This window comes from Streptomyces sp. NPDC053079 (assembly GCF_044546695.1).
GTDB lineage: Bacteria > Actinomycetota > Actinomycetes > Streptomycetales > Streptomycetaceae > Streptomyces.
In genome coordinates, this window is record NZ_JBITZJ010000002.1 from 283,471 (window position 1) to 307,512 (window position 24,042).

Annotated in this window: 20 protein-coding genes; 17 read left to right on the forward strand and 3 right to left on the reverse strand. The window is 73.0% G+C overall.

From position 1 onward, the window contains the following. Positions 1 to 82: 82 nt before the first annotated feature. On the forward strand, positions 83 to 1,930 hold the full coding sequence (locus ACIGXW_RS08500) for a DUF6350 family protein (RefSeq protein ID WP_399571300.1): 1,848 nt from the start codon (positions 83 to 85) through the stop codon (positions 1,928 to 1,930). Between the two features lie 248 nt (positions 1,931 to 2,178). Here the strand turns inward: ACIGXW_RS08500 and ACIGXW_RS08505 are convergent, their stop codons facing one another. Next, a complete protein-coding gene (locus ACIGXW_RS08505) occupies positions 2,179 to 2,952 on the reverse strand; it encodes a hypothetical protein (protein WP_360913924.1) in 774 nt (257 codons plus the stop codon). A gap of 250 nt (positions 2,953 to 3,202) precedes the next feature. Here ACIGXW_RS08505 and purN point away from each other — a divergent pair, with 250 nt between their 5' ends. Together purN and purH are read left to right on the forward strand one after the other, a co-directional pair. After that, a complete protein-coding gene (purN, locus tag ACIGXW_RS08510) occupies positions 3,203 to 3,838 on the forward strand; it encodes a phosphoribosylglycinamide formyltransferase (protein ID WP_071965126.1) in 636 nt (211 codons plus the stop codon). Then, positions 3,835 to 5,427, forward strand: a complete 1,593-nt coding sequence (gene purH, locus ACIGXW_RS08515; RefSeq protein WP_399571302.1) for a bifunctional phosphoribosylaminoimidazolecarboxamide formyltransferase/IMP cyclohydrolase — start codon at positions 3,835 to 3,837, stop codon at positions 5,425 to 5,427. Before purN ends, purH begins: the two co-directional genes overlap by 4 nt. A gap of 82 nt (positions 5,428 to 5,509) precedes the next feature. Here purH and ACIGXW_RS08520 read toward each other — a convergent pair whose 3' ends face one another. Further along, positions 5,510 to 6,163: an RDD family protein gene (locus ACIGXW_RS08520; RefSeq protein WP_399571306.1), complete on the reverse strand. Its 654-nt coding sequence runs from the start codon at positions 6,161 to 6,163 to the stop codon at positions 5,510 to 5,512. 174 nt (positions 6,164 to 6,337) lie between these two features. On the opposite strand from ACIGXW_RS08520, the gene ACIGXW_RS08525 reads away from it, so the two are divergent. From ACIGXW_RS08525 to ACIGXW_RS08535, 3 genes are all read left to right on the forward strand, one after another. Then, positions 6,338 to 7,207 carry a bifunctional methylenetetrahydrofolate dehydrogenase/methenyltetrahydrofolate cyclohydrolase gene (locus tag ACIGXW_RS08525; RefSeq protein WP_071965138.1) on the forward strand — a complete coding sequence of 290 codons (870 nt, stop codon included), beginning with the start codon at positions 6,338 to 6,340 and terminating at the stop codon, positions 7,205 to 7,207. Further along, entirely contained in the window at positions 7,197 to 7,835 is a 639-nt protein-coding gene (locus ACIGXW_RS08530) for a DUF3017 domain-containing protein (RefSeq protein WP_399571309.1), read from the forward strand. Before ACIGXW_RS08525 ends, ACIGXW_RS08530 begins: the two co-directional genes overlap by 11 nt. 191 nt (positions 7,836 to 8,026) lie before the next feature. After that, a complete protein-coding gene (locus tag ACIGXW_RS08535) occupies positions 8,027 to 9,244 on the forward strand; it encodes an NADP-dependent isocitrate dehydrogenase (RefSeq protein WP_071965136.1) in 1,218 nt (405 codons plus the stop codon). 93 nt (positions 9,245 to 9,337) lie between these two features. On the opposite strand, the gene ACIGXW_RS08540 is transcribed toward ACIGXW_RS08535, so the two are convergent. After that, on the reverse strand, positions 9,338 to 9,721 hold the full coding sequence (locus ACIGXW_RS08540) for a peptidoglycan-binding protein (RefSeq protein WP_399571312.1): 384 nt from the start codon (positions 9,719 to 9,721) through the stop codon (positions 9,338 to 9,340). Between the two features lie 355 nt (positions 9,722 to 10,076). Between ACIGXW_RS08540 and ACIGXW_RS08545 the strand changes: the two genes are divergently transcribed. The 11 genes from ACIGXW_RS08545 (at position 10,077) to ACIGXW_RS08595 (ending at position 24,041) form a co-directional block, all read left to right on the forward strand. Further along, positions 10,077 to 10,805, forward strand: a complete 729-nt coding sequence (locus ACIGXW_RS08545; RefSeq protein ID WP_399571315.1) for a helix-turn-helix domain-containing protein — start codon at positions 10,077 to 10,079, stop codon at positions 10,803 to 10,805. After that, the gene (locus tag ACIGXW_RS08550; protein ID WP_399571317.1) at positions 10,802 to 11,698 is read left to right on the forward strand and encodes a helix-turn-helix domain-containing protein; all 897 of its coding nucleotides are present in this window, start codon (positions 10,802 to 10,804) and stop codon (positions 11,696 to 11,698) included. The genes ACIGXW_RS08545 and ACIGXW_RS08550 overlap by 4 nt, the downstream gene beginning before the upstream one ends. A 506-nt stretch (positions 11,699 to 12,204) precedes the next feature. Beyond that, complete coding sequence (locus ACIGXW_RS08555; protein WP_399571319.1) at positions 12,205 to 13,272, forward strand: helix-turn-helix domain-containing protein; 1,068 nt, start codon at positions 12,205 to 12,207, stop codon at positions 13,270 to 13,272. Positions 13,273 to 13,445: 173 nt separating this feature from the next. Further along, a complete protein-coding gene (locus ACIGXW_RS08560) occupies positions 13,446 to 14,435 on the forward strand; it encodes a malate dehydrogenase (RefSeq protein WP_399571322.1) in 990 nt (329 codons plus the stop codon). Positions 14,436 to 14,648: 213 nt separating this feature from the next. Further along, on the forward strand, positions 14,649 to 16,274 hold the full coding sequence (locus ACIGXW_RS08565) for a hypothetical protein (RefSeq protein ID WP_399571324.1): 1,626 nt from the start codon (positions 14,649 to 14,651) through the stop codon (positions 16,272 to 16,274). Continuing rightward, entirely contained in the window at positions 16,271 to 16,810 is a 540-nt protein-coding gene (locus ACIGXW_RS08570) for a hypothetical protein (protein ID WP_399571326.1), read from the forward strand. The genes ACIGXW_RS08565 and ACIGXW_RS08570 overlap by 4 nt, the downstream gene beginning before the upstream one ends. Before the next feature lie 13 nt (positions 16,811 to 16,823). Further along, positions 16,824 to 17,681, forward strand: coding sequence for a hypothetical protein (locus ACIGXW_RS08575; protein ID WP_399571327.1), 858 nt, complete (start codon positions 16,824 to 16,826; stop codon positions 17,679 to 17,681). Positions 17,682 to 17,831: 150 nt separating this feature from the next. Beyond that, positions 17,832 to 19,340 carry an aldehyde dehydrogenase family protein gene (locus ACIGXW_RS08580; protein WP_399571329.1) on the forward strand — a complete coding sequence of 503 codons (1,509 nt, stop codon included), beginning with the start codon at positions 17,832 to 17,834 and terminating at the stop codon, positions 19,338 to 19,340. 77 nt (positions 19,341 to 19,417) lie between these two features. Beyond that, positions 19,418 to 20,950 (forward strand): GMC family oxidoreductase, encoded by a 1,533-nt coding sequence (locus tag ACIGXW_RS08585; protein WP_399571332.1) that lies wholly within the window; start codon positions 19,418 to 19,420, stop codon positions 20,948 to 20,950. A gap of 2 nt (positions 20,951 to 20,952) precedes the next feature. Continuing rightward, positions 20,953 to 22,062, forward strand: coding sequence for a glycine betaine/L-proline ABC transporter ATP-binding protein (locus ACIGXW_RS08590; RefSeq protein ID WP_071965736.1), 1,110 nt, complete (start codon positions 20,953 to 20,955; stop codon positions 22,060 to 22,062). Further along, complete coding sequence (locus tag ACIGXW_RS08595; RefSeq protein ID WP_399571334.1) at positions 22,059 to 24,041, forward strand: ABC transporter permease; 1,983 nt, start codon at positions 22,059 to 22,061, stop codon at positions 24,039 to 24,041. The genes ACIGXW_RS08590 and ACIGXW_RS08595 overlap by 4 nt, the downstream gene beginning before the upstream one ends. The last annotated feature ends 1 nt before the right edge of the window (position 24,042 follow it).

A 24,042-nucleotide genomic window follows, 5' to 3' on the forward strand; every position in this document is an offset into this window, starting at 1 on the left:
TTATTGGCAGCATGGCCCCGTGAGCCAATACGCCGATCACGGTCCGTCGACACCGTCGACGCCGACGCGCCATCGGCCCGCCGTGACCGGGCCGTCGTCCGCGACGAGCACGGTGTTCTTCGGCGGGATGCTGGCCGCCGGGCTGGGGCTGGGTGCCCTCTCCATGGTCGTACTGGCCCTGTGGATCATCTCCCCGTACCCCGACAGCGGTCCCGCGGGGGCGCTGCGCATCGCCGCCGACCTGTGGTTGCTGGCGCACGGCGCGGCGCTCGTGCGCACCGAGACCCTGACGGGCGTGCCCGCGCCGATCGGGATGACGCCGCTGCTGCTGTCGGTCGTGCCCTGCACCCTTCTCTACCGCGCGGCCCGGCACGCCCTCGAACCCCCCGAGCACGCCCCGCCGGACATGCCCGGACCCCTGCCCCGCACCGCGTTCACCGCCATGCTCGGCGGCTATCTGCTGGTGGGGCTGGCCGCTGCGCTGTACGCGTCGTCCGGCCCGGTACGGGTGGCTCCGCTGAGCGCGCTGCTGCATGTGCCGCTGGTGGCGGCCGCCTTCATCGCCGCCGGCGTGTGGACGGCCGCCGGGCGGCCCGGCGCACCGGCGCCCGCGGCGGTGCGGCGGGTGGTGCCCGGGGTGGTGCGGCGGTGGTTCACGAAGGACCGGCTGGCCGTGGCGGTACGGGCCGGGGCGGCCGCGACCGCGATGCTGCTCGTCGGTGGGGTGCTGCTGGTGGGCGTCTCGCTGGCCCTGCATGCGGACGAGGCGCGGGAGGCGTTCGCCCAGCTGGCCCCGCGCTGGTCGGGCCGCGTGGCGGTGGGGCTGCTGAGCGCGGCCCTGCTGCCGAACGCGGTGGTGTGGGCGGCGGCGTACGGGCTGGGGCCCGGGTTCACGGTGGGGGCGAGCAGCCTCGTCGCACCGCTGGGCGTGGCGGACGGCCGCCCGATGCTGCCGAGCTTCCCGCTGCTCGCCGCGCTGCCGTCGCCCGGGCAGGCGGGACCGCTCGCCCTGGCGGGCGCGGCCGTGCTGACGGCCGGGGCGGGCATCGCGCTCGCCCGGGCCGCCGTGCCGAAGCGCTCCGCGCGGGTGGGGCGCCGGGAGGCGGTGGCCACCGCGCTGGTGGGCGCGGTGCTCTGCGGCGCGCTGCTGACCGTGCTGGCGTACGCCTCCGGTGGCGCGCTCGGCAATGCCGTGCTCGCGGACTTCGGCCCGTCGTGCTGGCGCACGGGCGCGGCGGCCGCGGGCTGGACGGCCGCGCTCGGCGTGCCGGGGGCGCTCGTGGTGCGGTGGCGGCGCGAAGTGGCGGCGCTGCGCCCTGAGCGTACGCAGGAGGGGGAAGAGGGCAAGGTGCTCAAGGGGTGGCGGCGGCTGGGGTACGCGCTGGGGCTGGCGGTGGGGCCGGGGGAGGAGGCGTGTGCCTCTGCTTCGGAGGCCATCGAGGCGTCCGAGGCCACCGGGCCTGTCGGGAACCCGGAGAGGGACGGCGGACCGTCGCGGTCGTGGTGGCGTGCCGTTGCCGCGTGGTTTGGCTTCGGGGTGCGCGGGGCGGTGGGGCCGGCGCCCGAGAAGGTCGCGTACGAACCGGAGATGCTGCCCGTCATGCCGCAGCCGCACGCGTCGCCGGCTCCGGTGGCGGAGCCGGTTGTTCCGGCGCCGGGCGTGCCCGAGGGCACGGCGCGGGGCGGCGACCGGCGTCGCCGGTGGCGGCCGCGCCGGCGCAAGGCCGCCCGCCGCGACAAGCCGCGCCACAAATCCCCGCCCCTGTCGCGGGGGCCCGCCTCGCCGGCCCCGTTCGACGCGTCGTCCACGGACGCCTGGCACGACCCGGCCTCCCGCCAGCTGCGCTGGGCCGCCCTCAAGGACTCGGGCGGCGGCCTCATGCCCGACTTCGAACCCCGCGACCTGACGCTCCCGGGCGACGACCGCTGACCCTCTTCCGGGACGGGGACGGGGCCGGGGCCGGTTCGGCACCGCCGGGTTCCGCCGGTGCGGCCGGGTTCCGCTGGTGCGGCCGGGCGCCGCTGCGGCGGGAGTGAGGATGGGCTTCGCCCGCCGCCCCGGCGCGGGTGGGCCGGCCCGACCCCCGCCGGCGAGGCCCGGGCCTGCGGCCGGTTCGGCGCCGGCCGGTATCCGCCGTCGTGGCTGGCCGCCGCTGCGGCGGCAGCGGGGGCGAACCCTCAGTCCTGCGTGCTCAGCAAGGGGCGGAGTTGCTTCGGGAGGTGGTTCTCGCAGGCCTGGCGGGAGGTCTGGGTCAGGGCGTCGTCCACGCAGACGTAGTAGTCGCGGTAGACGAGGTGGAAGGCGAACGTCGCCGCCACGATGGCCAGGGCCAGGCCGCCGGTGACCAGGCCGCTGACGGCCGCCGTCGTCTGGGGGCGGAAGCCGCCGGGAGGCGGGGTCGGGGCCGGGACGTCCGGGTCGTGCGGGCGGGGCTTCGCCTTGGCGCGCAGCGAGCTGACGCCCCAGTAGACGGACAGAGCGCCCAGGAGCAGGGCCACCTGCGGGATGCTGAAGAGGGCGAAGAAGAAGCCCCACATGCCCGCGAGCAGCGCATAACGGGCACGGCGCTGGGCCGGGTCCGTCGGGTCCCAGCGCAGGCCGCCCGGGCCGCCGGGGCCGCCCGAGGGGTTCGGGCCGCCGCCCTGGCCGCCCCCGCCGAAGCCGCCGTCCTGCCGGCCCGGCTGCCGGCTGCTCCACTGGCTGCCCCATGCCGGAGGCTGCTCGCCCCGGCCGTCCTCGCCGCCGTCCTCGCCGTTCCCGGAAGGCCGCTGGGGCTCCTGGGGCTGCCGTGGCTGCCAGGGCCGGTCCGGCTGCCCCTCGGGCGGTGCGGCGAAGGGGTTGTCCCGCTGATCCTCCGCGGGGGAGGACGACGGCGACCGGCGCTCGCGCAGCGCAGGGGCCGCCGCGGGCAGCGGGAGGCGGTGAGCCGCGTGGCGGCGTCGGTCCGGCATGTGGAGTGTGTCTTCCCCTTGTGTCGTCGTCCTGCACCTCGAGCCTACGGCGACGCGCCCCGAATTCCCGCGTCGTCGTCCGGTCCGGTCCCGACGCTACCTCCCGTGCGCGCCCCCGTCCCGTGGGGGCGGTTCGGTGTGCCGGTATCGTTGCTGGCGGTCGACGGGTTCGTAGAGTCCCCCGTATTCGGCGACCCCTCGGTCTCGTACGACCATACAAACCGCACCACCCGCGAGAAAGGGCCCCGCCGTGGCCGCCCCTCCCCGCCCCGCCCACCCCGCCCGCATCGTCGTGCTCGTCTCCGGCTCGGGCACCAATCTGCAGGCCCTGCTGGACGCCATCGCCGACGACCCGGACGGCTACGGCGCCCGCATCGTGGCCGTCGGCGCCGACCGGGACGCCATCGCCGGGCTGGAGCGCGCCGAGCGCGCCGGGCTGCCGACGTTCGTGTGCCGGGTCAAGGACCACGCCGACCGTGACGCCTGGGACCGGGCGCTGGCCGCGGCCACGGCCGCGTACGAGCCGGACCTGGTGGTCTCGGCGGGCTTCATGAAGATCCTGGGGAAGGAATTCCTCGCGCGGTTCGGCGGGCGGATCGTCAACACCCACCCCGCCCTGCTGCCCAGCTTTCCCGGCGCCCACGGCGTCCGCGACGCGCTCGCGTACGGCGTGAAGGTCACCGGGTGCACCGTCCATTTCGTCGACGAAGGCGTCGACACCGGCCCGATCATCGCCCAGGGAGTGGTCGAGGTCGGGGACGGGGACGACGAAGCCGCTCTGCACGAGCGGATCAAGGAAGTCGAGCGACAGCTGCTCGTCGAAGTCGTGGGGCGTCTGGCCCGGCACGGCTATCGCATTGAGGGACGAAAGGTACGGATCTCGTGACCGCCGAAGGTACGACCTCCGCAGGTACGCACTCCGAGGGCTCGCAGCGGCCCATCCGCCGGGCGCTGATCAGCGTCTACGACAAGGCGGGGCTGGAAGACCTGGCCCGTGGTCTCCACGACGCCGGCGTCGAGCTCGTCTCCACCGGTTCGACGGCCGCCCGGATCGCGGCCGCCGGCGTCCCGGTCACCAAGGTCGAGGAGCTGACCGGCTTCCCCGAGTGCCTGGACGGCCGGGTGAAGACCCTGCACCCCCGCGTGCACGCCGGCATCCTCGCCGACCAGCGGCTCGAGGCCCACCGCGCGCAGCTCGACGAGCTGGGCGTGCGCCCCTTCGAGCTCGTGATCGTCAACCTCTACCCGTTCCGGGAGACCGTCGCCTCGGGCGCCTCGCCCGACGAGTGCGTCGAGCAGATCGACATCGGCGGCCCCTCCATGGTCCGCGCCGCCGCCAAGAACCACCCCTCCGTCGCCGTGGTCGTCAACCCCGACCGCTACGACGACGTGCTCAAGGCCGTCGCCGACGGCGGCTTCGACCTCGCCGCCCGCAAGCGCCTGGCCGCCGAGGCGTTCCAGCACACGGCCGCGTACGACGTGGCCGTCGCGAACTGGTTCGCCGCGGGCTACGGCGCGGACGAGGGCCCCTGGCCGGACTTCATCGGCGTCTCCTACGAGCGCCAGCAGGTCCTGCGCTACGGCGAGAACCCCCACCAGCCCGCCGCCCTCTACACCGACGGCACGGGCAAGGGCCTCGCCTACGCCGAGCAGCTGCACGGCAAGGAGATGTCGTACAACAACTACGTGGACACCGAGGCCGCCCGCCGCGCCGCGTACGACCACACCGACCCCTGCGTCGCCATCATCAAGCACGCCAACCCGTGCGGCATCGCGACCGGCGCCGACGTCGCCGAGGCGCACCGCAAGGCGCACGCGTGCGACCCGCTGTCCGCGTTCGGCGGCGTGATCGCCGTCAACAGCCCGGTGTCGGTGGCCATGGCCGAGCAGGTCGCCGAGATCTTCACCGAGGTCATCGTCGCCCCGGCCTACGAGGACGGCGCCGTCGAGGTGCTGGCCCGCAAGAAGAACATCCGTGTGCTGCGCTGCGCCGACGCCCCCGCGGCGCACGGCGAGTCCCGGCCCGTCGAGGGCGGTCTGCTGGTCCAGGCCAAGGACCGCCTCCAGGCCGAGGGCGACGACCCGGCCAACTGGACGCTGGCCACGGGCGAGGCGCTGTCCGCCGACGAGCTGGCCGAGCTGGCGTTCGCGTGGCGGGCCTGCCGCGCGGTGAAGTCCAACGCGATCCTGCTGGCCAAGGACCGGGCGACCGTCGGCGTCGGCATGGGCCAGGTCAACCGCGTCGACTCCGCCAAGCTCGCCGTCCAGCGCGCGGGCGAGGAGCGCGTCCGGGGCTCGTACGCCGCCTCCGACGCCTTCTTCCCCTTCCCGGACGGGCTGGAGGTGCTGACCGCCGCCGGCGTCAAGGCCGTGGTCCAGCCGGGCGGTTCGGTCCGTGACGAGCAGGTCGTGGAGGCCGCGAAGGCCGCGGGCGTGACGATGTACTTCACCGGTACGCGCCACTTCTTCCACTGACGCGAAAGGGCCGCGCCCCCTCGGGGGCGCGGCCCACGCGCGATGCTCAATGGACGCGCGCGATGCTTCACGCGACGATGCTTCAGCGGACGCGGATGACGACCGTACCGATGATCTTGTCGGCGAACGTCTGCTTCTTCTCGTCCCACAGCGGCCACAGGTAGCCGAGGTAGAAGATGCCGTCGACCATGTGGCAGAGGTTGCGGACGAACGTCATTCCGAAGCCGATCGGCAGCCCGTCCCGCTCACGGACGACGCTGATGCCCAGCGCCTTCTTGCCGGGCGTCTGACCGGTCTTGCCCTGGCGGTACATCATCCAGAAGCCCAGGAACATCGCGACGAGGAGCGAGACGCCCATGACGGCTATGCCGGGAACGAGCGCGGCCGTGTCGGTGTCGCAGACGCTCACGGCCTCGTACGAGGTCGCGGTGTCGTGCGTGGTCGTCACGCAGTCGGCCTCGTCGATCGCGGCGAACATCATCACCGCTCCGACGACCACACCGATGATCGGCAGGACCGAGCCGATCAGCATGTCCAGCAGCGTCGCACCCACGCGCGAGCCCCAGCCCGCCAGCGGGGGCCGCTGCGCGGCGTAGGGGTCCGGCTGCCCGTAGCCGTACCCCTGCCCCGGCTGCGGGTAGCCGTACGGCTGCTGCTGCTGGGGGAACGGCGGATAGCCCGGACCGGGCTGCTGCGGGTACGCCGGGTACTGGCCGGGCGGGTTCGGATGGGTCACCTGGTGATCCTTCGAGCGGTGGCTGGAAACAAGCGGGGACGGCCGCGGCTGTCACCACGGCGGCGGTCATCGTAGGCATACGGTCGTACCGCCGAACCGCACGCATACCGGCGCGACCGTCACGGGCGCGACCTGAGTGGAACCAACGACACCCGATCCGCGAGGATGGACGACATGACCGCCCAGATTCTCGATGGCAAGGCCACCGCGGCCGCCATCAAGTCCGAACTCACCAGCCGTGTGGAGGCACTGAAGGCCAAGGGCGTCACGCCCGGCCTGGGCACCCTCCTCGTCGGCGAAGACCCCGGCAGCAAGTGGTACGTGGCCGGAAAGCACCGTGACTGCGCGCAGGTCGGCATCGGCTCGATCCAGCGCGAGCTGCCCGAGACCGCCACGCAGGAGGAGATCGAGGCGGTCGTCCGCGAGCTGAACGACAACCCCGAGTGCACGGGCTACATCGTCCAACTGCCGCTGCCCAAGGGCATCGACACCAACCGCGTCCTGGAGCTGATCGACCCGGCCAAGGACGCCGACGGCCTGCACCCGACGAACCTGGGCCGCCTCGTGCTCAACGAGAAGGCGCCGCTGCCCTGCACCCCCAACGGCATCGTCGAGCTGCTGCGCCGCCACGGCGTGCAGATCAGCGGCGCGCACGTCGTGGTCGTGGGCCGCGGTGTCACCGTCGGCCGTTCGATCGGGCTGCTGCTGACCCGCAAGTCCGAGAACGCCACCGTCACCCTCTGCCACACCGGCACCCGTGACCTCTCGGCGCAGCTGCGCCAGGCGGACATCATCGTGGCGGCGGCGGGCGTCGCCCACCTGATCAAGCCGGAGGACGTGAAGCCGGGCGCGGCCGTCCTGGACGTCGGCGTCAGCCGCGACGAGAACGGCAAGATCGTCGGCGATGTCCACCCCGGCGTCGCCGAGGTCGCCGGCTGGGTCGCCCCGAACCCGGGCGGCGTGGGCCCGATGACGCGTGCGGAGCTGCTGGTGAACGTCGTGGAGGCCGCCGAGCGCGCTGCCGGAATCGGCGATGCGGGCTGAGTCCGGCACGCCGCTGGACGGCTTCGCCGCAGCGGTGAACGGTGCCCCGGGAAGCGGCGCGTCGGGGAACGGCACGCCCGGACGTGGCTCGTCCGGGGGCGACGCGCCCGGAGCCGACGCGTCCGGGCAGGGCGCCTCGAAGAACGGCGCCTCGAAGAACGGCGCGCAGGCGAACGGCGCGCAGCCGGGCGACGCGGGGCAGGACGGCGGTACCGGTACCGGCACGGCGGCCGGTTCCGGCAAGCCCTCGCGGCGCCCGCCGCGGCTGACGCGGGACACCGCCCGCCCCGAGGGCGGCGGGCGCGCCGCCCCCGGCGACGCGCCGGCGCCCGCACGCCAGTGGCCACTGCTGGCGGTCCTGGGGGCCACGGGCCTGGGCCTGCTGGTCGTGGCGTTCGACGCGTTCCGGGTGGGGACGATCCTGGTCGGCCTGGCCATGATCGGCGGTGCGGCACTGCGCTGGGCGCTGCCGGACGTGGGCATGCTGGCCGTGCGGTCACGGTTCACCGACATGCTGACGTACGGCGGGATGGGGCTGGCGATCGTGCTGCTCGCCCTGATGGCCCAGCCGCACCCGTGGCTGAAGATTCCCTTCCTGGACGACGTCCTGCACTTCACCGTGCAGTGACGCGCGCGGGGAACGCCGCCCGGCGGGGCGCGTCCCGTGCGGCTGTCCGCCGGGACGGCCCTGGAGTAGCTTGATGTCGAGATTTCCTTCCCCGGCTCCCGGGCCGCCCACCGAGGGCGCTCCGGGCCGGGGAGGGGCCCTGCCTTCCGGTGGGGGGAGACCCCAGCTGCGCGAGAGGGACGTTCCGGCTCATGACCAAGATCAAGGTTGCCCACCCCGTCGTCGAGCTCGACGGCGACGAGATGACCCGCATCATCTGGTCCTTCATCAAGAACCAGCTGATCCTGCCGTACCTGGACGTCGAGCTGAAGTACTTCGACCTCGGCATCGAGCACCGTGACGCCACCCACGACCAGGTGACCGTCGAGGCGGCCAACGCCATCAAGGAGTACGGCGTCGGCGTCAAGTGCGCCACGATCACGCCGGACGAGGCGCGGGTGGAGGAGTTCGGCCTCAAGGCGATGTACCGCTCGCCGAACGGCACCATCCGCAACATCCTCGGCGGCGTGATCTTCCGCGAGCCGATCATCCTGGGCAATGTCCCGCGCCTGGTACCGGGCTGGACCGAGCCCATCGTCGTCGGCCGTCACGCCTTCGGCGACCAGTACCGCGCCACCGATCTGAAGGTTCCGGGTGAGGGCACCCTGACCATGACCTTCACCCCGAAGGACGGATCCGAACCGATCGAGCTCGAGGTCTACGAATTCCCCGGCCCGGGCGTCGCCCTGGCGATGTACAACCTGGACGAGTCCATCCGCGACTTCGCCCGCGCCTCGTTCCGGTACGGCCTGGACCGTGACTACCCCGTCTACATGTCCACCAAGAACACGATCCTCAAGAAGTACGACGGCCGTTTCAAGGACATCTTCCAGGAGGTCTTCGACGCCGAGTTCAGGACGGAGTTCGAGGCGAAGGGCCTGACGTACGAGCACCGGCTGATCGACGACATGGTCGCCTCGGCGCTGAAGTGGTCGGGCGGCTACGTCTGGGCCTGCAAGAACTACGACGGCGACGTCCAGTCCGACATCGTCGCGCAGGGCTTCGGCTCGCTGGGCCTGATGACGTCCGTGCTGATGTCCCCCGACGGCCGTACGGTCGAGGCCGAGGCCGCGCACGGCACGGTCACCCGCCACTACCGCCAGCACCAGGCCGGCAAGGCGACCTCCACCAACCCGATCGCCTCGATCTTCGCCTGGACCCGGGGCCTGGCCCACCGCGGCAAGCTGGACGGCACGCCCGAGGTCACGGCGTTCGCCCATACCCTGGAGCGGGTCTGCGTCGAGACCGTCGAGAGCGGCCGGATGACGAAGGACCTGGCGCTGCTGATCGGCCCGGAGCAGCCGTGGCTGACGACGGAGCAGTTCCTGGCGGCGCTGGACGAGAACCTGCGGAAGAAGATCGCGGCGTAGGTGTACCCACATGGGTGACGGCGGCCCGTCCTCTCCCCCGAAAGAGGACGGGCCGCCGCGGTTATTTCAGAGGGTTCCGGTTACGGTGCCGGATTACCACCGCACGCCGGCACGCAGCTTGGCCCAGGTGTTCTTGCCGACCTCACCGTCGTCCGAGATCCGCGCCTTCTGCTGGACCTTCACCACTGCCTTGTAGGTCTCCTGGCCGAACTTGCCGTCAACGTCGAGCCACTTCGGGTAGCTCGTGTTGATGTTGATCAGGCACTGCACTTCCTTGATCCGCTCGCGGGCGGCCCCGCCGGTCTGACCGGCCTTGGTGAGCGCGTTGCCGCTGTAGTAGCCGCAGCTCGCAGCCGCCTTCTGAACGGTCGCGGTGCTGCCCGTGGTGGCGAACGCCCCCGCGGCCGGCGCGACGGCCAGGCCGGTGCCGAGTGCGACGGTGGCCGTTGCGAGAGCGATGCGCTTGCGTACGTTCATGGGTTCGGGTTCCTCCCCTAGTGGTGGCGCGGCGACACGGGGTGGTCCGCGTCGCCGCCCGGCTTGCAGGACTGACTTTGATGCGCCACATCCGCAACTGCCAGATCGTCGCGGCCACTTGGGTCGACATGGGACGTCCCACACCCTGACCTGCGGGGACGGCGGGTCCCACGACGTCCCGGTGGGACGCCTGGGCCACGCCACGGGTGGCCGGAAGTCGCAGCCTCCGTCGTACGGTTCGGAAATCCTTACGCCCGCATCGCCATCATGTGCGGCATAGGAGGCTGGTTGCCTCGGGGGCTGTTTGACGCGTATGGGGTGGAACATGCCGCGTTGGAAGGAATTACCCGTCTCGTTGGACGAGCGAGTGCGTCAACTCGTCGTCCAGCTCAGGAGACTCAAGGACCGCAGCGGGCTGAGCCTCGCCGCGCTGGCGGCCAAGACCTCCTACAGCCGCTCCTCCTGGGAGCGCTACCTCAACGGCAAGCAGCTGCCGCCGGCCGACGCCGTCGAGCAGCTGGCACTGGTGTGCGGGGCGGACCCGGTCCGCCTGCTGGTGCTGCACGAGGTCGCGGCGGACGCGTGGTCCGACGAGGTGCCGGCCGGGGAGGAGGGCGCCCCCGGCGGCGAGCCGGAACGGGCGCGGCGCGGCGGGCGGTGGCGGACCCGGGTGCTCGTCGGGGCGGTGGTCGCGCTGTCGGTCGCCCTGGTCGCCACGCTGCTGCTCACGCACCCCTGGCGGGACGACGAGGAAAAGGCGCCCCGCGGCGGGGGCGGCGGCAGCTCCCAGGAGCCGTTCGTCTTCGTCAAGGGTCGCTCCCGCCCGTGCGACGTGAAGCGCCAGGCCGGCGGGCTGACCGCCGGGTACAGCCCGACCCGCGACACGCTGATGGACCTCAAGACCTCGGGCTGGGAGGTCGTGGAGGCCCAGTGCCTGCTGAAGTTCCACCACTTCGACCCCGGCATCACCGACGGCTCCTACGGCCCGCGGAGCAAGGAGGCGGCCAAGGAGTTCCAGAAGGAGCGCGGGCTGGTCGTCGACGGCATCGTGGGGCCGGACACCTGGGGGGAGCTGCGCCGGTGAGCGCCGCCCGTCCTCTCCCGGTGGAGTGCGGCCGGCTGGCCTCGGGGCTGCGCGAGCTGAAGGACCGTACGGGGCTGAGCCTGGCCGCGCTCGGCGGGCGCACCCCGTACAGCAAGTCGTCCTGGGAGCGCTATCTCAACGGCAAGAAGCTGCCGCCGAGGCAGGCGGTCGAGGCGCTGTGCGCCCTGGCGCACGAGCCGCCCGGGCGGCTGCTGGCGCTGTGGGAGCTGGCGGAGCAGGCGTGGAGCGGACGGTCCGCGTCGCCCGGGTCCGGGGCGGCCGGGGAGGTCCCGGGGCCGGGGTCCGCCGACGCTGACGGGCCGGACGCTTCCGGTTCCGCTTCCGGCGGGGGCGGCGGCATGCGGAAGCTGCTCGGCCGGCGTTCCAGGGCGGCGTACGTCCTGACGGGCGTCGTCACGCTCGCCGCCGCCGTCGCCGCGGCCCTGTTGCTGACGTCCGGCGACCGGGCGTCGGGGGAGCAGGAGCCGGACCGGCTGGCCGCCACCTCCCCGTACGCCCAGCGGTGGGAGCCGGCCTGTGCGGGGGAGCAGTGCGACGGGGAGAAGGCGAAGGACATGGGCTGCGACGTGCCGTCGCCGGCGATGATCGCCCAGCGCCTGGGGGCCGACGGGCAGCGGGTCGAGCTGCGCTACGGCGAGAGGTGCCGCACCGTGTGGGTACGGGCGTGGCACCTGCGCCTCGGCGACCGGGTCGAGCTGTCCGTGCCGGGAGCCGACGTCAAGAGGCTCGAGGCCGTGAGCCGGCAGGACACGATGGACTATCTGGTGACCGGGATGTCGGTGGCGAAGGACCCCCGTAAGGCGCGGGTCTGCCTGTTGCCCGCCGCCGGCGGCCGGCCCGAGTGCTTCACGCCGCCGCCGTCCGGAGGGTGAGGCCCGCCCTGGGCCCCGCTTGTCGTATGCCTGTGTCGTATGTCTTTGCGTGTGGGCCGAGTGGGATGCGCGACATAGGGGTAATAAAGGGGTGGAGAGAGCCGGTGGCCGGTCCTCCACCCCCGTGGGAGGACCGGCCACCGCTCACTGCTGATGATCATGATCGCGGTGACCCGGATCAAGGGCCGGCGGGCCGCTGTGGCCCGCGTGTGACCGTTCCGGGACCAGGTCCGTTTTCTGTACCGATTTCCCTACCGGGCCGCCGCACGTGACCGGCCCGCGGCGCGGCCCGTGGGCGGACCGGCCGGGCGTGCACCAGGGGCGTGCGCCCACGTGGCTTGATCAACCCCAAGTGCCACCGTGCGCCGCCCTCTTGGGAACTGACATGCTGGTTTCGGGCATCCCCCTGGGTAGCCGAAAGCGAGGCTTTACCGACAGGGGTGGCACGGCGAAGCGCAGCGACACGGGGACGACCACCGTACGGACCGGGGGACTAGGGGGAGGCAATGCCTCGTTGGAGGGCGCTACCGGAGGAACTCGACCCGCAGGTGCGCGAGTTCGCCGAACAGCTGCGCAGACTCGTCGAGCGCAGCGGTATGAGCATCGCCGCCGTGGCCGACCGCACCGGTTACAGCAAGACGTCCTGGGAGCGGTATCTCAACGGCCGGCTGCTGCCCCCGCGCGGGGCGGCGGAGGCGCTGGCCGAGGCGACCGGCACCGACGTCGGACACCTCGGCACGATGTGGGAGCTGGCCGAGCGCGCGTGGAGCCGCTCGGAGCTGCGGCACGACGTGACGATGGAGGCCGTCCGGGTCGCCGAGGCGCGGGCGGCCCTGGGTGAGTTCGGGCCGCCGCCGGGCGAGCGCCGCGGCGCGGGGGAGCGGGCGGCGCGGGGGGAGGGCGCGCGGGAGGAGGACGGCAAGGTCCGCACCGCGCTGCGCAGCGAGGGGGGCCCGCCGCGGACCGGCCTGCCCCGGTCGCCGGACTCCCCCGACGTACGGGACCGGGCCATCCCCTTCCGGGCGCCCGGGCCGGGCCGGTCGCGCCGCAACACCGTGCTGTTCGCGGTCGGCGCCGTGGGCGCCCTCTTCGTCGCGGTCGCGGGCGTGCTGCTGCTCGGGGCGGACGGCGAGGACGGCAAGGTTCCGCAGGGGGCCGTGGCCACGCCCAGCGTGAGCGGTCCGGCCACCGTGCCCGCCGGGGTCAAGTGCGCCGGGGGCGCGTGCTCCGGCAAGGACCCGGAGGAGATGGGCTGCGGCGGCAGGCACGCCACGACGGCCGGGTCCGCGACGGTCGGCACCTCGTATCTGGAGGTCCGCTACAGCAAGGTCTGCGGCGCCGCCTGGGCCCGCATCACCCAGGCCGTTCCCGGGGACGCGCTGCGGATAAGCGGCACGGGCGCGGGGGCCCGTGCGGAGAGCGGCACGGTCGAGCTGGGCACGGACGGCCACACCCGGATGATCGCGGTGGCGGAGCCGGGGCAGGCGTCGGCGTGCGCGACGCTGATGTCCGGCCGCAAGGGCTGCACGCTGCCGCGCGCCTCGGCCCCGGCGGAGCCGGGACCCACCGGCTGAGGCGGCGGGGCGGGTCGGGAGGGGCCCGGTGGGGCGACGGTGAGGCGTCCCACACCGGGTAGGGGCTTCGAGGGGGGCCCGGTCGGATAGCCTGACGCCGGATCTCTTGACACCAAGAGAGATCCTCGTACATGGGCAGGGACACCCACCTCAGTTCGCAGCAGGAGATCGCCATGACCCGCACTCCCGTCAATGTCACCGTTACCGGCGCGGCCGGTCAGATCGGCTACGCGCTGCTCTTCCGCATCGCCTCCGGTCACCTCCTCGGCGCGGACGTGCCGGTCAAGCTGCGCCTGCTGGAGATCCCGCAGGGCCTGAAGGCCGCCGAGGGCACCGCCATGGAGCTCGACGACTGCGCGTTCCCGCTGCTGCGCGGCATCGAGATCACCGACAACCCGAACGTCGCGTTCGACGGTGCCAACGTCGCGCTGCTGGTCGGCGCCCGCCCGCGCACCAAGGACATGGAGCGCAGCGACCTGCTCGGGGCCAACGGCGGCATCTTCAAGCCGCAGGGCAAGGCCATCAACGACCACGCCGCGGACGACATCAAGGTCCTCGTCGTGGGCAACCCGGCCAACACCAACGCCCTCATCGCCCAGGCCGCCGCGCCGGACGTCCCGGCCGAGCGCTTCACCGCGATGACCCGCCTGGACCACAACCGCGCGATCTCGCAGCTGTCGAAGAAGACCGGTGTCGCGGTCTCCGAGATCCGCCGCCTGACGATCTGGGGCAACCACTCCGCCACCCAGTACCCGGACATCTTCCACGCCGAGGTCGCGGGCAAGAACGCCGCCGAGGTCGTGAACGACGAGCAGTGGCTGGCCGACGACTTCATCCCGACCGTCGCCAAGCGCGGTGCGGCGATCATCGAGGCCCGTGGCGCGTCCTCGGCCGCCTCGGCCGCCAACGCCGCCATCGACCACGTCCACACCTGGGTCAACGGCACCGCCGAGGGCGACTGGACCTCCATGGGCATCCCCTCGGACGGCTCCTACGGCGTCCCCGCCGGCCTCATCTCCTCCTTCCCCGTCACCTGCAAGGACGGCAAGTACGAGATCGTCCAGGGCCTGGAGATCAACGAGTTCTCCCGCGCCCGCATCGACGCCTCGGTCAAGGAGCTGGCGGAGGAGCGCGACGCCGTCCGCAGCCTCGGCCTGATCTGACCCGTTCCGTCTTCTTCGGGACGCCATCCGGCCCCCTCGGCCGGTCGTCGTTCGTACGGGCGTGCTGCTGTACGCCCGTACGGGACGAATTCAGGCCCGTCATCCGCCTCCTGCCGGGGTCGGTGACGGGCCTTCTGGCTTATTCTGAGTTCTTCCGAAATTACGTCAACTCATGTAATTCGCAGATGAGTTCGACGGATCGGGGGACCCGAAATGAGTCAGTCCGCTCAAGGGTCCCCGACAGAGGCCACCCGGTTACTCTGCGCGGGGACCTACCTCGACATCGACTTCCGCCGCCGTGTCATCGAGGAGCTGGTGGAACATGAGGAAAGACCCATCGCCCCCTCACTGGGCGTGGACGTGGTGCCGGTGCTCACCCACGCACTGCGCGCCCGCGGCCAGGACACCCTGACCGCGTTACTCCTGCTCGTCCTCTGGACGGGCTTCTTCGCCGTCGACAAGGCCTCCGCCCCCGAGGGAGCGGAAGCGCCGGTGCCGATCTGGTCGACCGCCTACGCCGTCGTCTGCTTCGTCCACTGGGGCGCATACGCCGCCGCCGGGCGCGGCTCGGCCGCCTACGTCGTCGACAAACGCACGCTCCGCCAGGCCCTGCGGGGCAGTGGCAGCCCCCGCGCCCTGCGCGTCCTGCTCCCCGTGGGCGTCCCCCTGCTGACGCTCTCCTACTGGGCGTTCACCTTCTGGGCCCTCAGCCAGGGCGCGAACAACTGGGTCGGCATCATCTTCCCGCTCCTGCTCGCGGTGCCCGTGTGGATGCACCGTGCCCGGGTGGCCGCCGTGATGCGCGCGGAGCTGGGCCAGGAGGTCTTCGCGCAGCTGCCCCGGCCGTTCCCCAACTCCCCCTACCACCTGCGGATCGCCCAGGCCATCGACCGCGAGCAGTACGCGGGCCTGACCATCTACGATCCGTCCCGGCCCTTCATCGGCATGGGCTTCCCCTACGAGCCCTGGTCCTTCGCCCTGGAGCTCAAGCGGCGCAAGGGCGTGGAGGACGACACCGGGGGCAGCCTCGCACCGTTCACCGGCCGGACGATCGTGGAGCTGATCCGCCCCCGGCTGGAAGCCCTGCGCGAGGCGGCCGCCGCGACCAGCCGGGACCGGCTGAAGGACCTGGAGATCGAGGAGTTCGTCTATCTGCCGGTCGGACCGCAGCGGCCCATGGTCGCCTACGACGACCACACCGTCCGCCGGCACCTGGCCGAGTCCGTCAACGAGGGCGGCGAGGCGCGCCGCTACTTCCTGCGCGTGCGCGTCGGCGCCTGGGACGAACAGGTCGTCGTCTCCGTGCTGGTCCGCGTCCACACCCAGGGCGGCATGCTGGTCCTGGAGGTCGTACCGCACGTACTGACCCCGGTCCGGCCGGAGTTCCGGGCCGTCGACGTCATCGCGGCACGCGGCGAGGACGACCTGCTGCGCGACGGTGTCCGCGCTCTGCTGACCGCGCCCGCCGCCGGGTTCGCCTCGGCGGTCTCCATGGTCCGCTCGGCCGTCTCCGGCTTCCGCACCTGGCTCGCCGACCCACGACGGGCCGTGCCGGACGGGCCGGCCGACTCCGTACGGGAGCTGGCCGCGGCCAAGGAGGTCTCGCTGTTCCAGGAGATGGACGTCAGCCGCTATGTGAAGACGGTCCAGGACCGCATCGCCAGCGGCGTCCGGGACGCGCTGCGCTCCCAGGGCTACGAGACGGACCAGTTCGAGCAGCAGATCGTGCAGATCAACGAGGGCGGCATCTACATCGGCGCGATGAGCGGCGGCGCGGTCGCCCAGGGCGCGGGTGCCGAGGCCAAGCACCTCACGGGAACCGGAGGCGGGGGACGATGACCGACGGACACGACGACCAGCGCGAGGACGACGCCCCACGCAAGGGCGGCGGCATGTTCATCGGCCGGATGACGGGCGGCGCGGCCACCTCCGGCAAGGGCTCCAGGGCCGAGGACCGCTCCGAGCGGGCCGGCACGCCCGCCGGGGCCGGGCAGGGCGCGCCGGTGCACGTCCCGGAGGGACTGCGGATGCCGGAGGACGGCATGGCCATCCTCGACATGAGCGGCGGCGCGGCCGCCGTCGGCGAGAACGCCGAGGCGGTGGACGCCTCGCGGCGGCTGCTGTCCGTCACGCCCGAGCTGCTCACGGCCGTCCGCGAGCTCAGGCTGGACCTGCCGCGCTTCGCCCGCACCGAGGAGATCGACGCCCTCGACGCGGAGCTGACCGGCCTGGAGGAGGACGCCCGGCAGGACGGGCGGACCCGCTCCGGGCGGCTGACGCGGCTGCGCGAGCTGCTCACCGGTGGCGCGACGCTCGTCGGAGGACTGGCGTCCGCCGCCGCCGTCGTCCAGGCGATCAGCCAGTTACTGGCCTGAGGCGGCGGTACGCATGCGCTACTGGGACGCCGACCTGCAGAAATGGGTGGCCGAGCCGCCACCCGGACAGCACACCCCAACCACCCCGGACGACGGCGGCGCCCCCGAGGTGGTCCTCGGGCCGCCGCCCCCGCCCGGCACACCGCCCGAAGCCCCCGCCGGGCCCTCGCACGCCTCGGTCCTCGCCGCGGTCCTGACCGGCGTGGTGCTCGCGGGCGGCATCGGCACGGGCGTCTGGGCGCTCGTCCAGGACGACGGGGACGACCAGGAAGGGGGCTACGGGCTGCCGAGCGCCAGCGCCCCGGCGACCCCCGGCCCCAGCGCCACCCTCGGCGGCGGCACGAGCGGCTCCGGCGGCTCCGGGACCACCGGGGGCTTCACCTTCGGCCCGAGCCCCACGCCCAGCACCTTCGCGGGCACGGGCTTCCCCACCCGCTACGTACGCACCCTGGACCCGGCGGGCTTCCGGCTGGACGTACCGGTGGGCTGGCTGCGCAGCACCGAGCGCACCAGCGTCTTCTACCGGTCCCCGGGCGGCCGGAGCCTGATCCAGGTCTTCGCCCTCGAGCCGCCCAGGGCCACACCGTACGACTCGCTGGTGGAGACCCAGACGTACGTCTCGCAGTACAAGGACTACCGCAGGCTGGGGCTCGCCAGGGTCCTCGGCCAGGGCAACCCCGCCGAGCTGGAGTACACCTACACGCTCAGTGACGGCACCACCCGCCAGGTGGTCATCCACGCCTACACCGCGCCCGACCGGAAGCAGTACGCACTGCTGGTGGCCGGGCCCCCGTCCGAGAGGCTCACCTCGGCCCAGGTCCTGCGGACGCTGGTGGGCTCCTTCTGCCCCACCACCTCCTGCACGAGCTGATCCGCCGGGGGACGACGCTGAGTGACTCGGGTCACTCTTTGTGAAGAAGGAGGCATAGGTTTCCGCCTTCTGGTTATGGGCGTCCCGTTGCCGGTCCGGCCGTCGTGCCGACCGGTGACGGGACTGTTCAGAACCGGAAGGCAGAGAGTGATGTCGTCAGTCGAGACCATCCACGTCGACGGGGTGTGGCGTGGCGCCGCGTCCGGCGCGCAGCGGGAGGTGCTCGACCCCGCCGACGCCACGATCCTCGCGGTCGTCTCCGAAGGCGGTGCGGACGACACCGACGCGGCCGTCGCCGCCGCCCGCCGCGCGTTCGACGGGGGAGCGGGCCCCTGGCCGCTGACCCCCGTGGCCGAACGGGCCGCGCTGCTGCGGCATGTGGCCGAACTGCTGCAGCGCGACCGCGAGAGCATCGCGCTGACCGAGAGCCGCGACACGGGCAAGACCCTCGAAGAGGGCCGGATCGACGTCGACTGCGTGAGCGACGCCTTCCGCTACTTCGCCGACCTGGTGACCAACGAGGGCGGCGGACGCGTCGTGGACGCGGGCTCCGCGAGCATCCACAGCGTGGTCGTGCACGAGCCGGTCGGCGTCTGCGCGCTGATCACCCCGTGGAACTACCCGCTGCTGCAGGCGAGCTGGAAGATCGCCCCGGCGCTGGCCGCGGGCAACACCTTCGTCATCAAGCCCAGCGAGGTCACCCCGCTGTCGACCGTGCACCTGGTCCGGCTGCTGGCCGAGGCGGGCCTGCCCGACGGCGTCGCCAACCTCGTGACCGGCGCCGGCGACCCGGTCGGCGCCCGGCTCGCCGAGCACCCCGACGTCGACCTCGTCTCCTTCACCGGCGGCCTCGCCAGCGGCACCAAGGTGGCCGCGGCCGCCGCGCCCACCGTCAAGAAGGTCGCCCTCGAACTCGGCGGCAAGAACCCCAATGTCGTCTTCGCCGACGCCTGCGCGAGCGAGGAGGACTTCGACACCGCCGTCGACCAGGCCCTCAACGCCGCCTTCATCCACAGCGGCCAGGTCTGCTCGGCCGGCTCCCGCCTCATCATCGAGGAGTCCGTCCGCGACCGCTTCGTCTCCGAACTCGCCCGCCGTGCCGAGCGCGTCAAGCTCGGCCGCGGCACCGAGAAGGGCGTCGAGTGCGGCCCGCTCGTCTCCGCGCAGCAGCTCGCCAAGACCGAGGCGTACGTCGCCTCCGCCCTCGCCGAGGGCGCGGCCCTGCGCTGCGGCGGCAAGCGCCCCGAGCCCGCCGGACACCGCCCGGAGACCGGCTACTTCTACGCGCCGACCGTCCTGGACCTGTGCCACGGCGAGATGAAGGTCGTCCGCGAGGAGACCTTCGGCCCCATCCTCACCGTCGAGACCTTCCACACCGAGGACGAGGCCGTGGCGCTGGCCAACGACACCGAGTACGGCCTGGCCGGCGCGGTCTGGACGAAGGACGCGGGCCGGGCGCGACGCGTGGCGGGGCGCATGCGCCACGGCACGGTGTGGATCAACGACTACCACCCCTACCTCCCGCAGGCCGAATGGGGAGGCTTCGGCAAGTCCGGAGTCGGCCGGGAACTGGGTCCCACGGGTCTTGCCGAGTACCGCGAGGCCAAGCACATTTACCAGAACCTGGACCCGAAGCCGGTGCGCTGGTTCGCGGGCTGACGCCCCGGCGCCCTACCGCACTCCGTCCGCTCGTCAGCGCAGAACATTCCTTGCCGCAGAAGGAGTTCACCCCCATCATGCCTGTCTACGACTACGTCGTCATCGGCGGTGGCACCGCCGGCTCCGTCATCGCCTCCCGCCTCACCGAGGACCCCTCCGTGACCGTCGCCGTCATCGAGGGCGGCCCCACCGACGTCGACCGCGAGGACGTCCTGACCCTGCGCCGCTGGCTCGGCCTGCTCGGCGGCGACCTGGACTACGACTACCCCACCACCGAGCAGCCGCGCGGCAACTCCCACATCCGGCACAGCCGGGCGCGCGTGCTGGGCGGCTGTTCCTCGCACAACACCCTCATCTCCTTCAAGCCGCTGCCCGGCGACTGGGACGAGTGGGCCGAGGCCGGCGCCGAGGGCTGGGACGCGGAGTCGATGGACCCCTACTTCGCCCGGCTGCGCAACAACATCGTGGCCGTGGACGAGAAGGACCGCAACGCCATCGCCCGCGACTTCGTCGAGGCGGCGCGGAAGGCCGTGGACGTGCCGCGGGTCGAGGGCTTCAACAAGCAGCCGTTCCACGAGGGCGTGGGCTTCTTCGACCTCGCCTACCACCCCGAGAACAACAAGCGCTCCTCCGCCTCGGTCGCCTACCTCCACCCCTTCCTGGACCGCCCCAACCTCCACCTCATGCTGGAGACCTGGGCCCACCGGCTGGAGCTGGAGGGCACCCGCGCCAAGGGCGTGCACGTACGCACCAAGGACGGCGAGGAGATCTACGTCGAGGCCGCGCGCGAGGTGCTCGTGTGCGCCGGCGCCGTCGACACCCCCCGGCTGCTGCTGCACTCCGGCATAGGCCCCAAGGCCGACCTCGAGGAGCTCGGCATCCCCGTCGTCCACGACCTGCCGGGCGTCGGCGAGAACCTCCTCGACCACCCCGAGTCGGTCATCGTGTGGGAGACGGACGGCCCCATCCCCGAGAACTCGGCGATGGACTCCGACGCGGGCCTGTTCGTACGCCGCGACCCGGCCTCGAACGGCCCGGACCTGATGTTCCACTTCTACCAGATCCCCTTCACCGACAACCCCGAGCGCCTGGGCTACGAAAAGCCCGAGCACGGCGTGTCGATGACCCCCAACATCCCCAAGCCGCGCAGCCGCGGCCGGCTCTACCTCACCAGCGCCGACCCGGCCGTCAAGCCCGCCCTCGACTTCCGGTACTTCACGGACGAGGAGGACTACGACGGCCGCACCCTCGTCGACGGCATCAAGATCGCCCGCGAGATCGCCAAGGCCGAGCCGCTCGCCGGCTGGCTCAAGCGCGAGGTCTGCCCCGGCCCCGAGATCACCTCCGACGAGGAGATCAGCGAGTACGCCCGCAAGGTCGCGCACACCGTCTACCACCCGGCCGGCACCTGCCGGATGGGCGCCCCCGACGACACCGAGGCCGTCGTCGACCCGCAGCTGCGCATCCGCGGCCTGGAGGGCATCCGCATCGCCGACGCGTCGGTCTTCCCGACGATGCCGGCCGTCAACCCGATGATCGGCGTGCTGATGGTGGGGGAGAAGTGCGCGGAACTGCTCGTCGGGGCCACGACGCAAGGAGGTGAGGCGTAAAGATGCCTGCCGTCGATACGAACACCGCGACCGAGCCCACCGCAGCGGCCCCCGCTCCCGCCGCGCCCGTCTTCTCCGTCCGCAACCTGTGGAAGGTCTTCGGGCCGAAGGCCGAGCGCGTCCCGGGCGGCCCGCTGGCCGACCTCACCACCGAGGAACTGCGCGAACGCACCGGCTGCACGGTCGCCGTGCGCGACGTCTCCTTCGACGTCCGCAAGGGCGAGTGCTTCGTGGTCATGGGCCTGTCCGGCTCCGGAAAGTCCACGCTCGTACGCTGCCTGACCCGCCTGATCGAGCCCACCAGCGGCACCATCGCCATCGACGGCGAAGACGTGTGCGGCATGGACAGGAACGCCCTGCGCCAGCTGCGCCGCCACCGCGCCGCCATGGTCTTCCAGCACTTCGGGCTGCTCCCGCACCGCACCGTCCTCGACAACGTCGCCTACGGCCTGGAGATCCAGGGCGTCGGCAAGGCCGAGCGCCGCGCCACGGCCGCCGCGATGATCGAGAAGGTGGGCCTGGCCGGCATGGAGGACCGCCGCCCCGCCCAGCTCTCCGGCGGCCAGCAGCAGCGCGTCGGCCTGGCCCGCGCCCTGGCCGCCGACCCCGAAGTCCTGCTCTTCGACGAGCCGTTCAGCGCCCTCGACCCGCTCATCCGCCGCGACATGCAGGAGGAGGTCGTCCGCCTGCACCGCGACGAGGGCCGCACCATGGTCTTCATCACCCACGACCTCAGCGAGGCGCTGCGCGTCGGCGACCGCATCGCGCTGATGCGCGGCGGCCGGGTCGTGCAGTGCGGCACCCCCGAGGAGATCGTCGGCTCCCCCGCCGACGACTACGTACGCGACTTCGTACGGGACGTGCCCCGGGAGCAGGTCCTGACCGTGCGGCGCGCCATGCGCCCCGTCCGTAACTCCGGCGAGGCCCAGGACGGCCCCGCCCTCACCCCCGCCACCACCGTCGCCGACGCCATCGAGACCGTGGCCCGCACCGGCGGCCCGGCCCGCGTGGTCGACGCCGGGCGGTGCCTGGGCATCGTCGACTTCAAGAGCCTGCTGGGCATTGTCGCCGGCCTGGACCGGGTGCAGCCCCTCAAGAAGGCCGTCGCATGAGCACCGTCACCACCCCCGCCCCCGTACAGGCGGCCGCTCCGCCGGGCGCGCTGCGCACGGCCCTGCGCCGCCCGGCCGCCCGCAAGCTCCTGCTGCTCGGCGCGGTCACCGCCGCCCTGGCGCCGTTCGCCACCGCCCACTGGGGCGGCGGCGCATGGCCCTCGGAGCTCACGGTCGGCCTGGACGGCCCGCTCGGCAAGGCCAACGACTGGATCATCGACAACCGCGACAGCCACTGGCTGTTCCTGTACTTCTTCGGCCACATCAGCGACGCGATCATCTCCGCGGTGCGCGGCGTGTACGTGGTGCTGCTCGCCCTCGGCTGGGCGGGCGTCACCGCGGGCGCCTCCCTGCTGGCCTGGCGGCTGGCGGGCGTGCGCGCGGCCGGCACGGCACTGGCCTCGTTCGCCGTGTGCGGCGCACTGGGCATGTGGGTGCCGACCATGCGCACCCTCGCGCTGATGATCGTCGCCGTCGCGGCGTCGGTCGTCGTGGGCGCCCTGCTCGGCCTCGCGGGCGGCCTGTCCGACCGCATGTTCCGCGCGATGCGCCCGGTCCTGGACACCATGCAGGCCCTGCCGGCCTTCGCCTACCTGCTGCCCGTCGTCCTCGTCTTCGGCATCGGCGTGGCCCCGGCCGTCCTGGCCACCGTCGTCTACGCCGCCCCGCCGATGGCCCGGCTCACCGCCCTCGGCCTGCGCGGCACGGACAAGGGCGTCCTGGAGGCCGTCGACTCCCTCGGCGCCACCGGCCGCCAGCGACTGCTGACGGCACGACTGCCGCTGGCCCGGCGCGAGCTGCTGCTCGGCGTCAACCAGACCATCATGATGGCTCTGTCCATGGCCGTCATCGCCTCCGTCATCGGCGCCGACGGCCTGGGCGACCGCGTCTACCAGGCCCTGTCGACGGTGGACGTGGGCAGCGCCCTGGCGGCAGGCATCCCGATCGTCCTCCTGGCGATAGTCCTGGACCGCATCACTGCTGGACGCGGGTCGTGGGCAGGCGTTCCGCAGGGCGGAACGGGTGGGCACGACCGACCGCGGAGCCGCACCCGAACGGCGGCGATGTGGACGGCGGGCATCGCGGGCGCGGCCGCCCTGGGCCGCGTGGCCGGCACGACGTGGCCGGACACCTGGACGGTGGCCATCGCCGCCCCGGTCAACGACGCCAAGGACTGGATCGTCGACCACCTCTACTCCGGCATCCCCGGCATCGGCGGCACCGCCGACTGGGCCGCCCACTACACCGGCTGGGTCCTCGACCCGCTGCGCGACGGCCTCCAGGCCCTCCCCTGGTGGGGCGCCCTGGCGATCGTCGCCGCCCTGGCCTGGCTCATCGGCACCTGGCGCACGGCCCTGACCGCCGTGCTCTCCCTGGCCGCCATCGGCGTGCTGGGCCGCTGGGAGCCCGCCATGGACACCCTCTCGCAGGTGCTGGCGGCCGTCGCCGTCACTCTCGTGCTGGGCTTCGCCGTCGCGGTCGTCGCGGCCCGCAGCCCCCGCGTGGAGCGGCTGCTGCGGCCCGTCCTGGACGTCTGCCAGACCATGCCGCAGTTCGTGTACCTGATCCCGGTCGTCGCCCTCTTCGGCATCGGCCGCGCCCCGGCCGCCGCGGCCGCGATCGTCTACGCGCTGCCCGCCGTCGTCCGCATCGTCAGCCAGGGCCTGCGCCAGGCCGACCCCGCGGCCCTGGAGTCCGCCCGCTCGCTGGGCGCGACGGGCGGCCAGCAGCTGCGCCAGGTCCAGTTCCCGCTGGCCCGCGCCGAGTTGCTGCTGGCCGTCAACCAGGCCGTGGTGCTGGTGCTGTCGGTCGTCATCATCGGCGCCCTCGTCGGCGGCGGCGCGCTCGGCTACGAGGTCGTCTTCGGCCTCGCCCAGGGCGACCTGGCCACGGGCCTGATGGCCGGCACGGCCATCGCCTGTCTGGGGCTGATGCTCGACCGGGTGACACAGCCGACGAAGGCGAAGGAGGCGAACTGAC

Bases quoted from the DNA above. Each gene is read 5' to 3' on its own strand.
- ACIGXW_RS08585 (WP_399571332.1), top strand. From the start codon at position 19,418: ATGCCTGTCTACGACTACGTCGTCATCGGCGGTGGCACCGCCGGCTCC.
- ACIGXW_RS08580 (WP_399571329.1), top strand. From the start codon at position 17,832: ATGTCGTCAGTCGAGACCATCCACGTCGACGGGGTGTGGCGTGGCGCC.
- ACIGXW_RS08525 (WP_071965138.1), top strand. From the start codon at position 6,338: ATGACCGCCCAGATTCTCGATGGCAAGGCCACCGCGGCCGCCATCAAG.
- ACIGXW_RS08535 (WP_071965136.1), top strand. From the start codon at position 8,027: ATGACCAAGATCAAGGTTGCCCACCCCGTCGTCGAGCTCGACGGCGAC.
- ACIGXW_RS08560 (WP_399571322.1), top strand. From the start codon at position 13,446: ATGACCCGCACTCCCGTCAATGTCACCGTTACCGGCGCGGCCGGTCAG.
- ACIGXW_RS08575 (WP_399571327.1), top strand. From the start codon at position 16,824: ATGCGCTACTGGGACGCCGACCTGCAGAAATGGGTGGCCGAGCCGCCA.
- ACIGXW_RS08595 (WP_399571334.1), top strand. From the start codon at position 22,059: ATGAGCACCGTCACCACCCCCGCCCCCGTACAGGCGGCCGCTCCGCCG.
- ACIGXW_RS08530 (WP_399571309.1), top strand. From the start codon at position 7,197: ATGCGGGCTGAGTCCGGCACGCCGCTGGACGGCTTCGCCGCAGCGGTG.
- ACIGXW_RS08555 (WP_399571319.1), top strand. From the start codon at position 12,205: ATGCCTCGTTGGAGGGCGCTACCGGAGGAACTCGACCCGCAGGTGCGC.
- ACIGXW_RS08590 (WP_071965736.1), top strand. From the start codon at position 20,953: ATGCCTGCCGTCGATACGAACACCGCGACCGAGCCCACCGCAGCGGCC.
- ACIGXW_RS08570 (WP_399571326.1), top strand. From the start codon at position 16,271: ATGACCGACGGACACGACGACCAGCGCGAGGACGACGCCCCACGCAAG.
- ACIGXW_RS08540 (WP_399571312.1), bottom strand. From the start codon at position 9,721: ATGAACGTACGCAAGCGCATCGCTCTCGCAACGGCCACCGTCGCACTC.
- ACIGXW_RS08505 (WP_360913924.1), bottom strand. From the start codon at position 2,952: ATGCCGGACCGACGCCGCCACGCGGCTCACCGCCTCCCGCTGCCCGCG.
- ACIGXW_RS08565 (WP_399571324.1), top strand. From the start codon at position 14,649: ATGAGTCAGTCCGCTCAAGGGTCCCCGACAGAGGCCACCCGGTTACTC.